The sequence below is a fragment of the Rheinheimera baltica genome (assembly GCF_030731985.1).
Classification (GTDB): Bacteria; Pseudomonadota; Gammaproteobacteria; order Enterobacterales; family Alteromonadaceae; genus Alishewanella; species Alishewanella baltica.
In genome coordinates, this window is sequence record NZ_JAPJDY010000001.1 from 84,661 (window position 1) to 99,666 (window position 15,006).

At 47.0% G+C, this 15,006-nt stretch carries 16 protein-coding genes; 7 read left to right on the plus strand and 9 right to left on the minus strand.

Translation table 11 applies throughout. From position 1 onward, the window contains the following. Nucleotides 1-126: 126 nt before the first annotated feature. From ORJ00_RS00440 to ORJ00_RS00450, 3 genes are all read left to right on the plus strand, one after another. On the plus strand, nucleotides 127-504 hold the full coding sequence (locus tag ORJ00_RS00440; protein WP_306125157.1) for a hypothetical protein: 378 nt from the start codon (nucleotides 127-129) through the stop codon (nucleotides 502-504). 84 nt (nucleotides 505-588) lie between these two features. Continuing rightward, nucleotides 589-1,110 carry a hypothetical protein gene (locus ORJ00_RS00445; RefSeq protein WP_305972975.1) on the plus strand — a complete coding sequence of 174 codons (522 nt, stop codon included), beginning with the start codon at nucleotides 589-591 and terminating at the stop codon, nucleotides 1,108-1,110. Continuing rightward, nucleotides 1,107-1,397 carry a hypothetical protein gene (locus tag ORJ00_RS00450; protein ID WP_305972977.1) on the plus strand — a complete coding sequence of 97 codons (291 nt, stop codon included), beginning with the start codon at nucleotides 1,107-1,109 and terminating at the stop codon, nucleotides 1,395-1,397. The genes ORJ00_RS00445 and ORJ00_RS00450 overlap by 4 nt, the downstream gene beginning before the upstream one ends. Nucleotides 1,398-1,401: 4 nt before the next feature. Here the strand turns inward: ORJ00_RS00450 and ORJ00_RS00455 are convergent, their stop codons facing one another. Further along, nucleotides 1,402-1,740, minus strand: coding sequence for an MGMT family protein (locus ORJ00_RS00455; protein ID WP_306138683.1), 339 nt, complete (start codon nucleotides 1,738-1,740; stop codon nucleotides 1,402-1,404). 25 nt (nucleotides 1,741-1,765) lie between these two features. Continuing rightward, on the minus strand, nucleotides 1,766-2,179 hold the full coding sequence (locus ORJ00_RS00460; RefSeq protein WP_306125159.1) for a YccF domain-containing protein: 414 nt from the start codon (nucleotides 2,177-2,179) through the stop codon (nucleotides 1,766-1,768). A gap of 158 nt (nucleotides 2,180-2,337) precedes the next feature. On the opposite strand from ORJ00_RS00460, the gene ORJ00_RS00465 reads away from it, so the two are divergent. Both ORJ00_RS00465 and ORJ00_RS00470 read left to right on the plus strand, forming a co-directional pair. Then, nucleotides 2,338-2,928: an HAD family hydrolase gene (locus tag ORJ00_RS00465; protein WP_306138685.1), complete on the plus strand. Its 591-nt coding sequence runs from the start codon at nucleotides 2,338-2,340 to the stop codon at nucleotides 2,926-2,928. Nucleotides 2,929-3,032: 104 nt separating this feature from the next. Next, nucleotides 3,033-4,022, plus strand: coding sequence for a GGDEF domain-containing protein (locus tag ORJ00_RS00470; RefSeq protein WP_306138686.1), 990 nt, complete (start codon nucleotides 3,033-3,035; stop codon nucleotides 4,020-4,022). Here ORJ00_RS00470 and ORJ00_RS00475 read toward each other — a convergent pair. Next, nucleotides 4,019-7,090, minus strand: coding sequence for a transglycosylase domain-containing protein (locus ORJ00_RS00475; RefSeq protein ID WP_306138687.1), 3,072 nt, complete (start codon nucleotides 7,088-7,090; stop codon nucleotides 4,019-4,021). The genes ORJ00_RS00470 and ORJ00_RS00475 overlap by 4 nt on opposite strands. Before the next feature lie 5 nt (nucleotides 7,091-7,095). Further along, the gene (gene hemH, locus ORJ00_RS00480) at nucleotides 7,096-8,184 is read right to left on the minus strand and encodes a ferrochelatase (protein ID WP_305972985.1); all 1,089 of its coding nucleotides are present in this window, start codon (nucleotides 8,182-8,184) and stop codon (nucleotides 7,096-7,098) included. 191 nt (nucleotides 8,185-8,375) lie between these two features. Between hemH and ORJ00_RS00485 the strand changes: the two genes are divergently transcribed. Then, a complete protein-coding gene (locus ORJ00_RS00485) occupies nucleotides 8,376-8,822 on the plus strand; it encodes a hypothetical protein (protein ID WP_051219888.1) in 447 nt (148 codons plus the stop codon). Beyond that, a complete protein-coding gene (locus ORJ00_RS00490; RefSeq protein ID WP_306136497.1) occupies nucleotides 8,815-9,918 on the plus strand; it encodes a PQQ-dependent sugar dehydrogenase in 1,104 nt (367 codons plus the stop codon). The genes ORJ00_RS00485 and ORJ00_RS00490 overlap by 8 nt, the downstream gene beginning before the upstream one ends. A gap of 48 nt (nucleotides 9,919-9,966) precedes the next feature. On the opposite strand, the gene ORJ00_RS00495 is transcribed toward ORJ00_RS00490, so the two are convergent. The 5 genes from ORJ00_RS00495 to trpD all read right to left on the minus strand — a co-directional run bounded on the left by ORJ00_RS00495 (nucleotide 9,967) and on the right by trpD (nucleotide 15,004). Next, nucleotides 9,967-10,461, minus strand: coding sequence for an FKBP-type peptidyl-prolyl cis-trans isomerase (locus ORJ00_RS00495; protein WP_305972991.1), 495 nt, complete (start codon nucleotides 10,459-10,461; stop codon nucleotides 9,967-9,969). A 141-nt stretch (nucleotides 10,462-10,602) separates the two neighbouring features. Beyond that, the gene (gene trpA / locus ORJ00_RS00500) at nucleotides 10,603-11,403 is read right to left on the minus strand and encodes a tryptophan synthase subunit alpha (RefSeq protein ID WP_305972993.1); all 801 of its coding nucleotides are present in this window, start codon (nucleotides 11,401-11,403) and stop codon (nucleotides 10,603-10,605) included. Continuing rightward, nucleotides 11,400-12,590 (minus strand): tryptophan synthase subunit beta, encoded by a 1,191-nt coding sequence (trpB, locus tag ORJ00_RS00505; protein ID WP_306125166.1) that lies wholly within the window; start codon nucleotides 12,588-12,590, stop codon nucleotides 11,400-11,402. The genes trpA and trpB overlap by 4 nt, the downstream gene beginning before the upstream one ends. After that, the gene (trpCF, locus tag ORJ00_RS00510) at nucleotides 12,583-13,974 is read right to left on the minus strand and encodes a bifunctional indole-3-glycerol-phosphate synthase TrpC/phosphoribosylanthranilate isomerase TrpF (RefSeq protein ID WP_306138688.1); all 1,392 of its coding nucleotides are present in this window, start codon (nucleotides 13,972-13,974) and stop codon (nucleotides 12,583-12,585) included. Before trpCF ends, trpB begins: the two co-directional genes overlap by 8 nt. Continuing rightward, a complete protein-coding gene (trpD, locus tag ORJ00_RS00515; protein WP_306138689.1) occupies nucleotides 13,967-15,004 on the minus strand; it encodes an anthranilate phosphoribosyltransferase in 1,038 nt (345 codons plus the stop codon). The genes trpCF and trpD overlap by 8 nt, the downstream gene beginning before the upstream one ends. Nucleotides 15,005-15,006 lie beyond the last annotated feature (2 nt).

The window sequence follows — 15,006 nt, forward strand, 5'->3', positions numbered from 1 at the left end:
TACGTTTAAACCGTTTTTTGCGTAAATATCATTTTTTTGTCAAATTTAACATGGTTTCCCTGCTAGAAATTAATACTATGCTCTCCTAATATAGTGGCATCAGTAATTCAGCAAAAGGGTTAAGTTATGTCTGTCAGCAATATTAGTAATAGCAGTGCAGCACAACTGCAAATTTATGCACAGGAAAAGGCAGCAGTAGCTAGCTCGCAGCAACAAAGCTCTGGTTCATCTGAGCCTAAAGTAGCAGTAAACAATGCTGACTCTGTGCAAATTAGCGCACAGGCCCAAGCGCTATTAGCCAAAGATACTGCCGCAACATTGGGCAATGGTGCGGGTATTGAACCTCCTAAAACCTCATCATTGACCGGCAATGCTGTTGATAACACTACGTTGGGCAATGGTGCGGGTATTGAACCCCCTAAAACCTCATCATTGACCGGCAATGCTGTTGATAACACTACATTGGGTAATGGTGCGGGTATTGAGCCTCCTAAAACCTCATAATCCATAGGTAATACGACTGGCGACACTACGTTGGGGAATCGTGCAGGTACTGAACCCGCAAAAAGTTAATGTAAAGAGGCACGTATGAATTGGTCGTCGTTCGACAGCATATTATTCACGTTAGACAAAGTAATACTTATTACTTATTTCGTTATATTAGTACTCGCGGTGCTCGTTGAGCGTAAAGTATCGTCATTTGTAATTACAGTAATTGTGCTTACCGTTGCGAATAGCGTGATGACATCGTTATCTCCTGTAATGTATCAATTTTCGAGCCAGCCCGGGTTAATCGCTAAATTCTCGTGGTATGCCGGTTTTGCGTTAATTGATATGATGGCGCTGTTTTTGTTATACAAGTTTCATCAGCTACTTAACCAAAACGTATGTTATGTCGCACAGTTAGTCGGAATGCTATTCCTTGCATTTGCAACATTGCAGACTGCAAGGTTTATTGACCGATTTGTATTTCACACTGACCTGTTGCAACAAGTCTATAAATACGCGATTCCAGTGTTGAATGTCACGTTAGTGCCTATTATTGTTTTTTTCTGGTTGTCAGAGATGAGACGAACACACCGCTATACTCGCATGGGTACTGTTCAATGATAGTGATCCTTACCGTTGTTATTTTATTGATTAATTACTTGGCTGTTTTTTCATATCGTAAGCTTCAGCGTTTACGATCGATAAGTCAAATTCAGGCTGAGGTTGAGCTGGAAATGCATGCCAAAGCACATGAACTATTGGTAAGGCGTGATCAATTGGAAGTTGGATTGGTTAAAGATGCGTTTGCTGAAACAGATGAAAAATGGAAAGGTGATTTAGCTGAGTACATGGAAGAGTTTGAACAGGAAGCCATACTGCGGTCAAAAAGCCGTTTAAATCGCGTTTAATAGTTTAATAGTTTAATTTAAACAGCAGTTCACCTAAATCCGGCTGCCATACATCCTGCGGCTTAGCCCGGTAGTTTTTTAAGATAACGCCTTCAATTAATAGCTGCTGGCGTTGTTCTTCTGCTGCTTCAGATCCAGGTGCAAAAGCCAGACGCCGGTCACTTCGCAATATTCTAAACCAAGGTACTTCTAGCTCTTTAGGAGCATACCCTAAGGCTTTACCAACCAGTCGAGCGCGGCCGGGTAAACCGGCCAAATCAGCTATTTGTCCATAACTGGCTACTTTACCCGCAGGAATTTGCAGTGCAGTTTGCCAGATACGTTGATATTTTGATTCGCTCACACACTATACCCTTTATATCTCTTGGTTATATGGCATGTCGTGGCACTACTGTTTTACCTATGGGCGCCAGAGTAAGTAGTGCTAGTTTCAGATGTTGAATACCGAAAGGAATACCAATAATACTAATGAAACAAGCAATAGCATAGCCAATGTGGCCTAATGCCAACCAGATCCCTACCAGTAAAAACCAGATAATGTTTCCCAGTGTGCCAACGGTTCCCGTGCCGATGTCGTCGAAACGATTGACATACCGTCTGTTGACAGCATCTTGGCCAAAGGGCCAAAATGCCATTTCACCGATGACGAAGCAGCTACGACCAAAAGGGATACCAATAATACTGACAAAGCAAAGTATGCCAGCCAGCCACCATAATAATCCCATAACAAAACCACCCAGCACAAACCACAGTATATTAAAGATAAGTCGAAATACACTCATGCTATTTTTCCTTATGTTAGTTTATCTGACATAAAGCAGAGCCTATGCCAACTTTAAATGCTATATAAAACAAGTAGATATTTTTATTTGAACGCCCCTTAATGGCATGTTTAACTAATGTGTAGCGTAAAACACTAATTAATGAGAGGACTTGTCAGGTGTTAGATGGCATAAAAGCGGTAGTATTTGATCTTGATGGCACCTTAGTAGACTCTGCGTTAGACTTTGGCCGTATTTGTGATGATATCGGTTGGCCTCGTGGCACAGCGTTACTAGAGCAATTAGCCCTAATTGACGATAGTCATGAGCATCAGCGGGTGTCACAAATAATTTGTCGACATGAAATGTACGGTGCGCAAAACGCAACCTGGATGCCAGGCGCCCTTGAATGTTTAACTGAGCTGAGTTCTGCTGGCATACCGCTGGCTATTTTGACACGCAATATGCGTTTAGCGACACAGCTCACAATTGCACGCTTACAAATTCCAATTCAACATGTGCTAACGCGTGAAGACTGCGCCGCTAAACCTGATCCGCAAGGGTTATTGCATCTTTCTGCTCAGTTTGCGCTGCCGGTTGAAAATATGGTTTATGTAGGCGATTATTTGTTTGATTTACAAACCGCCGCGAATGCGGGTATGCGGTCTTGTTTGTACCTAAATGAGCATAATACGCATTTTGCTGCACAGGCAAGCTGGACTTTCCAGCATTTTGATGAATTGCGTGAAATGCTTAGGGCGCAATTTTAGCCATAACACGCGTTAAGACACTTTTTTGTTTTGAAGTGCAGCGTTTCGGCTAGGATGCTTATATATTAATTAAAATAATTAACCGTTTAGCAGGGGACGTATTAGTGTTAGCTCGTCTTAAAAGTGATTTTCATCTGGCGATGTTAACGCTGGTTGGGGCCATTATTGTCCTTTGCGTGACGCCATACGGTGTCTACCGTTTGTATACCGGTACTTACATTGTCGGTGTCGCCGATATGTTAATGGTACTCAGCGCGGTTATTGCTACACGTATGGCATGGCGCACTGGTGATACAGTGAAACCGGGTTTATTTCTGGCTCTGGTGTTTTGTGCAGGCGCATTTCTGGTTTGTATTAAGCTCGGTTCAGATGGCGTGTTCTGGGTATATCCCTTTTTAGTGTTTGTTTTCTTTCTGGTGTCACCCATTCGTGCTTTTCTATTGTTGCTATTAATGTTGTCGGGGCTGTTTTTAATTGGCAGTGTGTTGCCTGATTTAATATTTGCCAGCACATTTCAGATGATGGCATTTTTTGTTACAACGACAATTACCAGTATTTTCTCTTTTATTTTTGCCTATCGTGCTCAGGCACAACGTCAAGAGCTAGAGCGCTTAGCAACAACGGACAGTTTAACCGGTGCTTTGAACCGTCGAACGTTAAATTACCAGCTAGCCGTTGCTATTGACGAATTTGCTAAAACTGGCAAGCAGTGTGGTTTGATTTTGCTCGATTTAGACCATTTTAAACAAGTGAATGATAAACACGGCCATAAAGTTGGCGATAAAACGCTGACAGAGTTGGTGCAGGTGCTGCAGTCAATGATGCGATTAAAGGATCAGGTATTTCGGTTTGGCGGCGAGGAATTTGTCGTGCTGATAGCAAATATAGCACCGGCTAATTTTGAGCGTTTTGCCGAAAAGCTTCGCGCTGGTGTAGAACGTAAAATTGTGTTGCCGGACGGTGTGCACATTACAACATCGATAGGTGCGACAATGTTACAGGCTAACGAAGACTGGGAAGCTTGGTTACATCGCGCTGATATGGCGCTGTATCAGGCCAAACATCAGGGGCGTAATCAGGTTGTGATGGCTTAGTTACACCACGTCTCGTTATTTATATAGGGTTGTAAAATGGGCTCCATACTGTTCATCACCTGCAATGGTAGTGCAGACGTAAAACTGAAGTTTTCAGCATCGGCATCCGGTACGTAAGCGGTTAACACCCCAAAATGGCGGTATCCTATATAAAAAGCAAAGGTAGCAGTGCGATTTAATGCTTTTGAACTGACATGTTGGCCTTTAGCGTTTAGTTGAACCAGCCGGTTATCTCCGGTGCCTGTTTTACCCCCCATTACCAGGTTTGTATCAGTATAAGCTGTACGTAAACGACGCCCTGTGCCGACATTTACCACTTGCTCAAGCGCCGTCTTTACCGCCATGGCGACTTCAGGGGCCATTACCTGTATTGGTTGGGGCCGTGGCCGGTCAAAGTCAGTTTGGTATGGGGTATCTTTGGCAAACTGTAGCTGGTCAATCCTGATATTGGGTAAGCGAATGCCATTGTTTATGATAATACCAATCAGTTCGGCTAATGCTGCAGGCCTGTCACCAGAACTGCCCAGCGCGGTTGCTAATGAAGGAACTAAATAATCGAACGGATAGCCAAGCCTTTGCCAACGTTGATGTAAATCCCAAAAGGCTTCAATTTCTAGCATATTACGAATGCGGTTGTCACGCGCGCTTCTAAAACGGGTTTTAAATAGCCATTGATACACTTCCTGACGCACGTTGCTGCTTTGTGCGATAGCTTGAGGCAATGCAGCATCTGGTGTTTGCTGCAAATAAGCCAGTAACCACAACTCAAGCGGGTGGCTTCGAGATAAATACGCTCTGTCAGGCAAATTGAAGTTGTCTGGTTGGTATTTATTGTACAGTTTTAGCCAGTCGGTTTGTTCAGCTTGTGGTTGGTTGAACTGTTGTTGCATCGCCTGAATAAACTGGGCTTGGGATGCGTTAGGGTTGATATATAAGTAGGCTACGGCCAAGCGTTCAGGGGTCTGACGGCTACTAGCTATGTACATTTGTAAGCGCTGTTCAGCTGTTTTATCTTTATATTTTTGCCAGAAGCGGCGCAAAAAAGTAGTGCCTTCCCTATCAGCAAACCGACGTAAGTATTGATCACGACGAGGATTGTCGTCATCAACCATCAGCTGATAGCTGCTGTTTTCTCCGTGATAGATGCTGTAGTTGACGATGTCTTGTAGTAAGCGCACAAAGGGTAAATTGACCGATTGCTGCAGCGCTTCAGCAATCGTTGGGTTAAGTCGGTTTTCTTCTTGCCGGAAATTGTTAAACGTGTGCAGACCACCCCCGGTATAGAAGCTTTCTTTTGGATCTGCGCTGTATCGGCGAGTGAGAGCAGCTTGCAACATCGTTGCTAGCGTGGCGTTTGGCTGTTCTGTCAGGAAGTTGATTACCCAGCTGGTTAAATTGTCCTGTGGCGCAATGTTAACAAACTGCAGTGTCTCGGTGTCTTCTTCAGCATACAAACGATGCAACTCTGCCACAATTTCCAGATAGCTTACGAGTACACGTAGTTTGGCAGTAGATCCAAGCTCGAGTTTGCTGGAGTCATTCATATCAAAGGGTTGATCAGTGTTGTCTGTTTGCACCCTAACCTTGTTGCCATGAGGGGTGTTTTGGTAAAGGGTAAAGCTGTAACGCACTTTACTTTGCTGCCCAATTTGCAGTAGGCGATCAGCAAATAAACCGGCTTGTTCCGCGCCGGCCTGTTGTGAAAGTTGGCGCAGATGCTGGCTTATATCGCGTTGCAATTGGTTATGGATGGTAGTGTGGCTGGTTAAGTCTAATCGGTCTAACTGGTATAGACTTTGATCAAGTAAATTGCTTAAGCGGCTGCGAACCATGGTACTGGCTTTAAAGTATTCAGCAGACACGGCAGGCGGCGCAGCAATAGAACTAAAGGTTAACGTTTGTTTTGTTGCCAAAGTAACCAGTTCGGCTGATGCTAGCCCTTGCTGCTGCAGTAGGTTTAGATGTCGGTTACTCAATTGAGCCAGATCGTCTTGACCCTGCACCAGGTAATATGAAGGGCGCCGCTGCGCGATAATTAACGCCATAACTTGTTTTAAGGCTAAACCCTGCTCTGCGGTGTAAGGCGGTCCTTGTTTTAGTAGGGTGTTTACACGTGTAGGGTTAGCACCGAACCAAGCATAGAGGCCTTCGCCCATACCATTGACTTCACCATAGGCAGCTGTTGCAGCTAAGGGCACCGTATTAATGTAGTCCAGTACAATTTTTTGCCGGCTCTGTTGAGTGTCTACTCCCGATTGATAGGTTCGTACACTTGCTGACACCAGTTGTCGAAATTTATCCGTGATGTCCGATGTAAAGCCTTGCGAGCTATGGCGGTATTTTTCTAACTGAGTTGCCAGAGTGCTGCCACCCGCTGCAGCCGCAGGAATGCCTGCAGCACGTTGCAGCTGTGACCAAACAGCTGCGCCTAAACGCGGTAAATTTAATACCGGGTTGGCACGCACATGTTCTGGTGTTAACAATGTTCGGTCTTCAACCATCAGCAAACTATTTACAATCAACGGTGCAACACTTTGCAATGATGTGAACTGCATGGCAGGCGCCACACTTTGGTATATCGGTTGCTGTTGGCATCCTTGAATTAGCAAGCCAGCACTGTTTTTTTCCGGGTAGGGCGGATGAAAGCCGAAATTGGCATAACTCATTAGTGGTTCGGAAAACTGGCTTTGTGACTTTATCTGAAAGCCTGACTGCTGCAGCTTAGTGCTCCAATGTGGTAGGTGCGTATAGCCAAAGCGTTGATCAAATGGCCCTGCAGTGGGGAAGCTGACCTGTGTTGCAGCCCCATCTTGCATCGTGTAAGTTAGCTTGCCGGCATACCAATGCCAAAAAGTGGATTGATAAAAATGATTTCGGCTTTCCTGGTAAACGGCTAATGCTAACAAAAGAACAGCCAGTACCAATAACCATGGCAGGTAGCGCACAGGCGGTTGAGCAGGTGCTTTGTAGGGCGCCTCACGAACATTTTCAAACGTCATCCGTTGTAGAAGCGGCTTGGCATTTAAGGTTGGTTCAGTGCGAGGCTGATTGCTTTGTGAGGCACCCATATGTGTTAGGTTGTTTCCTGTTTTTCGCGTTGTAGTAAGCTAGCAAGTTGCGCACGTTCAGTGCTGTTATTGGTTTGCCAGTGTTGTAAGTTGTCTTTAATTAACTGGCACAATGCATTGATATGTTGCGGTTCAGCATTAAGCGCGCTGATATAATCATAGCGCTCGCCTCCAGCGTGCAAAAAGTACTCTTTGTTTTCTTCACCAATTTCTTCAATGGTTTCAAGACAGTCTGCGGCAAAACCAGGACAAAAAATCTGCACACTTTTTACCCCTTGGGCGGGCAGGGATTTTAGCGTTTCGTCAGTGTAAGGTTTTAACCATTCCTCGCGGCCAAAGCGCGATTGAAAGGTTGTCATGTATTGATCTTTATTCAGCCCTAACTGTTCAGCAATTAAACGCGACGTTTTATAGCATTCACAGTGATAGGGGTCGCCATTAAGTAAATAACGTTTTGGAATACCGTGATAAGACAAAATCAATTTGTCTGCCTGCCCATGTTGTTGCCAGTATTGACGGATTTTGTCGGCAGCAGCCGTAATAAAAGGGGCATAATCCGGATAGTGTGAGATAAACCTTAAGTCGGGCAGCCAGCGACGTTGTATAAAGTTTTTCGCCAGTTCGTCAAAGCTAGAACCTGATGTTGACGCGCAATACTGCGGATACAATGGCAATACCAGTAATTTACGCACACCTTGTTTAAACATGTTATCCAGCACACTATCAAAACTGGGGTTGCCATAACGCATTGCAAAGTCGACAACCAGATTTTCAACTCCATCTTGCTGCAATTGGGTTCGTATTGCATCGGTTTGCGCCTGGGTGTGAAACAATAGTGGCGAACCTTGTTCGGTAAATACTGTGGCATAGGCCTTTGCTGAGCGGCGAGGCCGGATACGCAAAATAATGCCATTTAAAATTAGCCACCACAGCACACGCGGTATTTCTACCACGCGGGGGTCAGATAAAAACTGTTTTAAATAGCGTTTGAGCGCTTTTGGCGTTGGCGCGTCCGGCGTGCCCAGGTTGGTTAACAAAATACCAATTTTATCACTTTGTTTATGGTCGAAGTTGGGAGTGTTGATATAACGCATAACGGGACGGCTGCTCTTTCTATTGACGGAACTGACATTACGCCTGTTTGACGTGTCCAGTTTACTTGATTAAAGGCCTGAGCCGATCTTAGCAGCTTATGCCGTGTATAAGTAAGCCAGAGAAAAAATAATCTTGTTGCTGTTGCGTGGGCAAGGTAGCCTAAAACAACCTGTTGATTAGGAGACACACTATGATAGTTGTGCGATGGCACCGGCTTAAGTATCTTTTGCCGGCCGTTTTACTGGTGACCGTATTGGCGAGCATTACACAAAGCTGTTTTAATTTAGCCGCCATAGCGGCGCTTAGCGGAAACATACCTATCGCTGATATCGTAGCTACGATGTGGTTCGACTTAACGCACTTTAGTTTAACCTATGCACCTATAGCGCTGATTAATCTGTTATTTGCCTCAATTCTACTGCATATGTTGCCACTATCTCGTGGCTACTTTTTAGCATGTTTACTGGGCGCTGCGTTGCTATATGCCATGGTGCTGATCATAAACACCTTGGTGCCTATGCCAACCTTAATTGCAGCTACGCGCAGTGCTGCGGGTCTGTTAAGCATGATGTTGTGTAGCAGTGCCGGTATGGCACTTTACCTGTGGTTGTTTAAGCGGAGGCCAGCAAATGGTTAAAGTATCGTTATTTTTGGCTGCGGTGCTAATGCAATCTGTTGCAGTGGCTGCTGTTTCACCGTCTTATCAGTTTAAGATATTGGCCGACAACCTGAATTACCCCTGGGCACTGGCTTTTTTACCAGACGGCGATATGTTGCTTACTGAGCGCAGCGGCGCACTTAAGCGGTTAACGGCAGAGGGCAGTGTGCGCTTTACAATTCGGCCGGAATTGCCGGAACTGTTGCTGGTATCGCAGGCCGGTTTGCAGGATGTGATGTTGACGCCGGATTTTGACCAAAGCGCTAAAATTATACTCAGTTATGCTTGTGGCACCTTAGACGCCAACAACACCTGCCTGGCCAGTGCTGTGCTTACTGACAACGGGCTGACTAACATTACACGTATTTTTCAGGCGCAGCCGCTAAAAAGTGGCGCGGCCCACTTTGGTGGGCGTATCGCTTTTTTGCCTGATAACAGTCTGATACTTACCTTAGGTGATGGCTTTGATTATCGAGAGCAAGCGCAAAACCCGGCAAATCATTTGGGGAAAACGGTACGGTTAAATAGTGATGGCACGGTACCGCAAGATAATCCTTTTGTTGGCCAGACAGGCTATGCTGCAGCAATATACAGTCTGGGCCATCGCAACGTGCAGGGTATTTTTTATGATGCCCCCACGCAGACACTTTATAGCCATGAGCATGGCCCGCGCGGGGGGGACGAATTAAATATTATTACACCAGGCACAAACTATGGCTGGCCGGTAGCAACTAACGGTATTGATTATACTGGTGCCCGTGTTTCACCGTTCACTACGTTTACGGGCATGCAACAAGCCATTTGGGGCTGGACACCGTCTATTGCGCCTGCGGGCATGACATTGTATCGCGGCACATTATTTCCAGCGTGGCAGGGCAATATTTTTGTCGCCGCGCTGGCCGCAAAAAACGTGCACCGGCTAGAAATAGATAACCAAAAGGTGATAAGTGAACAGGTAATGTTTACTGAACTTAAACAGCGTATTCGCGATATACGCACTGGGCCGGACGGGGCGTTATATTTGTTAACTGACAGTGTTGCAGGGCAGCTAATAAAAGTGACACCGGCAAGCTAACGGGAAACGTTTAGCGGCCGGTGTTTTGTTGCCGGTGACATAGGGCGATTAATGGTGGTGATGACCACCTTCACCGTGCGCATGGCCGTGAGCCACTTCTTCAGCGCTGGCTTCACGTACTGACAGTATTTCAATAGCAAATTGCAGTGTTTTACCCGCCAGCGGGTGGTTTGTGTCTACGTCAGCTTTAAACATGCCAACTTTAACAATAGTGACCTGACGTTGACCTTGTTCTGTTTGCACTACGGCAGTCATACCTGGCTGCCATTTTTTAGCGCCCATCAGGTGTTTAACCTGCATGCTTTGAATGGCGTTTTCGTCACGCTCGCCATAGGCTTGCGCCGGCGTTAAGGTAATGTCGAGCTTATCTCCGGCGGCTTTACCGGTTAAAGCCTGCTCCAGCGCCGGAAGCATTTGCTCGTGGCCGTGCAGATACAGCAGTGGATGGCTACCATTTGAGCTTTCAAGCTCGGTGGCGCCACCGTTGCTAACGTCAGTTAGGGTGTAGTGAAACTGTACTACGCTATTATCGCTGATTTGCATAAAAGTGGTTCCGTTGGGCATAAAGCCGCTATTATCCGGTGCGGAGACAGAAAAATCGACAGCTTTAGAAAAAAAACACGCCACAGCATGCTGTGGCGTCGGTATTTGCCTGTCCTAAAACCTGTATGGCCTTGTGCTATATCAGGTAGCGGCTTTCATGTTACTAACAAACTGCTTCAGTTGTGCCAGCATAACAGTGGGTTCTGCCTGATATTGTTCAATCAGCTTCACAATGGCTGAGCCCGAGATTGCCCCTGCAGCTCCGCTTTGTATGGCGTCTTTTACATGTGCCGGTGTTGAAATACCAAAACCCAACAGCGGTGGCGCCGGATTATAGCTACGAATGCGGGCAATCAGTTCACTGGTAGGCATTGCGGCGACCGTCTCAGCGCCCGTTACACCGGCCCGGCTTAGCAGATATGTGTAACCGCGGCCATAAGAGGCAATTTCGCGCAGGTCATCGTCATCGACATTTGGTGGCACGATGTAAATTGGCGCAATGTCGTGCTTAATGGCACTTTGGCGAAACAGTTTGCTTTCATGCAGCGGTACATCGGCAATTAATACCGAATCTACGCCAGCTTGCGCCGCTTGAGCATAAAAATGATCAATACCACGCGCCATGACCAGGTTGGAGTAAAGCAATAACCCAATAGGGATAGTGGGGTGATAAGCACGAATTTTACTGATCACATCAAAGCTGATGGCTGGCGTTACGCCGGCCGCTAACGCGCGGATATTAGCGCCCTGAATCGTCGGGCCATCTGCTATCGGATCTGAAAAGGCGATACCCAACTCCAGCGCATCGGCACCGGCGTCTATCAGGGTTTTAATAATCTCAAATGACAACTCAGGCGTTGGGTCGCCAATGGTGACGAAAGGCACAAAGGCACCGCGCTGCTCGCTTTGTAAACGGCTAAACATTTGCTGATAACGTTTCATAGGCTGCCTCCTGCTAATACGCTGTGCACGTGGGCTAAGTCTTTGTCACCGCGGCCGGACAGGTTCACTAACAGCACGGTGGGTTCTGTTGCCTGTGCGGCTAGTTTAAGCGCATAAGCCAGAGCGTGTGAGCTTTCCAGCGCAGGGATAATGCCTTCGGCTTTGGCCAGCTCTTGAAATGCAGCTAAGGCTTCATCGTCATTGATAGCCACATACTGCGCGCGACCAATTTGCTGCAAATGGGTGTGTTGCGGGCCTACAGCCGGGTAGTCTAAACCAGCTGAAATTGAATATGACTCTTCAATTTGGCCATCAGTCGTTTGCATAATGGCGGTGTACGCGCCATGCAAAATACCATAACTGCCGGTAGAGAGTGCTGCACCGTGGTGATGGGTTTCAATACCCTTGCCGCCAGGTTCAACACCAATAAGTTTTACGCCTTCTTCTTTTATAAAATCGGCGAAAATGCCAATGGCATTAGAGCCGCCACCAACACAGGCAATGACCGCGTCTGGCAATTTGCCCTCGGCTTTTAGAATTTGTTGCTTGGCTTCTTCACCAATCATTTTTTGAAAGTCGCGTACTATGGTGGGGAACGGGTGCGGGCCTGCCGCGGTGCCAAGCATGTAATGCGTGGTATCGTAACTTGCTGACCAGTCACGCATGGCTTCGTTTACCGCATCTTTTAATGTGCCGCTGCCGCTGGTGACGGGAATAACGGTGGCACCCATCAGTTTCATCCGAAACACATTGGGTTGTTGGCGTTCAATGTCTTTAGCACCCATATAGATACGACACTTTAAGCCCAACAATGCGCAAGCTAAGGCGGTAGCCACACCATGTTGGCCAGCACCGGTTTCAGCAATGACTTCTTTTTTACCCATGCGCTTGGTCAGCAGGGCCTGACCTAAAACCTGATTAGTTTTATGCGCACCGCCGTGCAGTAAGTCTTCACGTTTCAGGTAAATTTTTACTAACGGATTGGGCGAAATATTACGGCACAATGTTAGGGGGGTTGGCCGGCCAGCGTACTCGGTGAGTAATTGCTGAAACTCGGCATGAAACGCAGGATCTTCCAGTGCGTCGACATAAGCTTGCTCCAGCTGTTTTAACGCTGGTACCAGTAATTGCGGCACAAACATACCGCCATACTGGCCAAAATAAGGATTAAGTTTTAGCTCACTCATAGTGAAACTCCCGGATCTGTGTAAAGGCTGACTGGATTTTTGCCGCATCTTTGATGCCTGGCGCACTTTCCAGCCCTGAATTGAAATCGAGTGCCGCCACCGGCAATTTAAGCGCGGCGCTGCAGTTATCGCTGTTAAGGCCACCGGCCAGCATAATGGGTTGTTCACTGTGTTGCTGTGTTAGCAACTGCCAATCAAAGCTTACGCCACTGCCGCCGTGCTGGGTTGGATGATAGGCATCCAGTAAAATGCGATCGGCTAGCAAGGTAAATTCTGGCAAGCTGTCTTTTACCCTATATGCTTTCCATATTTGGCATGTTGGCGGCAGCATTGGCTTTAAGCGTCGCAGGTAGTCATCAGACTCGTCACCGTGTAGTTGTACTGCGGCAAGTTGTAGTTGATGCGCCAACGTAGCGACATCCTCAATCTGCGCATTAACAAATACCCCTATGTAATGCAAAGGGGCACCTTGTTGCACTGCAGCCGCTTGCTGCGGGTTAACATGGCGTGGTGACGGTGGATAAAAAATTAAACCGCCGTAACAGGCGCCTGCTGCAAAAGCCGCGGCAGCGTCTTCTGGCCGGGTTAGCCCACAAACTTTATGCTCGCCCAACACCAGTTTACGGGTGGCCGTTGCTAAGTCTGTTTGTGCCATTAACGAGCTGCCAACTAAAAACGCATCGGCCACTTTTGATAAGTGTCGTACTTGTTGTTCTGTGTAAATGCCTGATTCTGATACTACTGTTATGCCGATGGGGATCAGTTTGGCCAGCGTAAAACTGGTGTCTAAGTTGGTGCTTAAATCACGTAAGTCGCGGTTATTAATGCCAATCAGTTCAGCGTTAAGAGCTACAGCCCTCAGTGTTTCTTCCTCGTTACTCACTTCGGTCAATATTGTCATATTCAGCTCTGCCGCAGTAGCAGCCAGCTGACGATATTCGTCATCGCTAAGTACTGACAGCATAAGCAGTACCGCGTCGGCACCACAGTGGCGGCCTAAGTAAATTTGGTAGCTGTCGATAATAAAGTCTTTATGTAACAGTGGTTTATCTACTAGGGTGCGCATGGTTCGCAGGTAGTCGTAGCGGCCTTGAAAGAACTTTTCATCAGTCAGTACCGATATGCAGTCGGCATATTCGCCGTATACTTCTGCCAGTTGCTGTAAGTTAAAGTCGCTGCGGATAAGCCCTTTTGACGGCGAGGCTTTTTTACATTCTAAAATAAACCGCGGGCCGGTTTGTTTAAGTGCAGCTAAAAAATCACGCTGGCTGGGGCCAACGTCTGCAACAAAACAGGCCAGCGGCTGTGCTTGCTTGAGTGCCGCAACTTCTTCGCGTTTATACGCGACAATTTTGGCCAGTACATTTGGCATTGACTCAGCCATGCGCGGGCTCCTTAAGTTGACTTACTGCTTTAAACTTTGACAAGGTGGTAAAGGCTTTATTGGTGCTTAATAATTCCAGTACGGCTTGGGTATTTACTTTAAGATCATCGCCCATGCCGGCAATTTTGATCATTGCCGCCACGTTTATGGCCACAGCCGCATTGTGTGCGCTTTGGCCTTCGCCTTGCAAAATAGCCAGAGTTGCGGCTGCGTTTTCGGCAGGCTCTCCGCCCGCCAGGGCGGCAAGTGGCGTAACTGCAACACCAAAATCATCGGGCGTCAGGCTAAATTCGGTTAGTTCGCCATCCTTAAGCTCACATACATAGGTGGTGCCATGTAAAGCCACTTCGTCACAACCACTGCCATGCACTACCCAGGCGCGTTTTACCCCCAGTTGCTTAAGAGCCTGTGCCATAACACGACATAGCTTTGGGTCATACACACCCAGCAGTTGATAATCCGGCGCAGCCGGGTTTACCAGGGGGCCAAGTAAGTTAAATAAGGTACGACTTTTCAATGCGTTACGTACTGGCATCGCATGTTTAATACCGGCATGGTACATGGGGGCAAATAAAAAGCTACAGTTGCTTTGCTCCAGCGCACTTGCGGCTTGTGTTGGTGACATCTGAATATTCACCCCTAACTGTTCAAGTAAATCTGCAGAACCAGAGCGAGAGGATACACTGCGGTTACCGTGCTTTATTACCTTTAAGCCCATAGCGGCGCCAACAATGGCTGCGGTACTGGAAATGTTGATGGTATTGCTGCCATCGCCGCCGGTTCCGCAGCAGTCGATGCTATCGACAAAGTGTTGCGGGAAGTCGGTTGCTGCTGCACGTAATGCACTGGCTGCACCGGCAATTTCATCGGCCGTTTCGCCGCGCATTTTAAGTGCTACCAACAGCGCCGTCAGGTGCACTGGTTCAACATCACCTTTTACTACTGCAGTAAAAAACTGCTCAGCCTGAGCAAAACTCAGCGGCTTGCCATTTAAGCTATGTTGTACCGTTGCTAATAGTGTATTGGTCATAA

Coding starts and splice junctions, on each gene's coding strand:
- ORJ00_RS00440 (WP_306125157.1), top strand. CDS start 127: ATGTCTGTCAGCAATATTAGTAATAGCAGTGCAGCACAACTGCAAATT.
- ORJ00_RS00445 (WP_305972975.1), top strand. CDS start 589: ATGAATTGGTCGTCGTTCGACAGCATATTATTCACGTTAGACAAAGTA.
- ORJ00_RS00450 (WP_305972977.1), top strand. CDS start 1,107: ATGATAGTGATCCTTACCGTTGTTATTTTATTGATTAATTACTTGGCT.
- ORJ00_RS00460 (WP_306125159.1), bottom strand. CDS start 2,179: ATGAGTGTATTTCGACTTATCTTTAATATACTGTGGTTTGTGCTGGGT.
- ORJ00_RS00475 (WP_306138687.1), bottom strand. CDS start 7,090: ATGGGTGCCTCACAAAGCAATCAGCCTCGCACTGAACCAACCTTAAAT.
- hemH (WP_305972985.1), bottom strand. CDS start 8,184: ATGCGTTATATCAACACTCCCAACTTCGACCATAAACAAAGTGATAAA.
- ORJ00_RS00485 (WP_051219888.1), top strand. CDS start 8,376: ATGATAGTTGTGCGATGGCACCGGCTTAAGTATCTTTTGCCGGCCGTT.
- ORJ00_RS00490 (WP_306136497.1), top strand. CDS start 8,815: ATGGTTAAAGTATCGTTATTTTTGGCTGCGGTGCTAATGCAATCTGTT.
- ORJ00_RS00495 (WP_305972991.1), bottom strand. CDS start 10,461: ATGCAAATCAGCGATAATAGCGTAGTACAGTTTCACTACACCCTAACT.
- trpA (WP_305972993.1), bottom strand. CDS start 11,403: ATGAAACGTTATCAGCAAATGTTTAGCCGTTTACAAAGCGAGCAGCGC.
- trpB (WP_306125166.1), bottom strand. CDS start 12,590: ATGAGTGAGCTAAAACTTAATCCTTATTTTGGCCAGTATGGCGGTATG.
- trpCF (WP_306138688.1), bottom strand. CDS start 13,974: ATGGCTGAGTCAATGCCAAATGTACTGGCCAAAATTGTCGCGTATAAA.
- trpD (WP_306138689.1), bottom strand. CDS start 15,004: ATGACCAATACACTATTAGCAACGGTACAACATAGCTTAAATGGCAAG.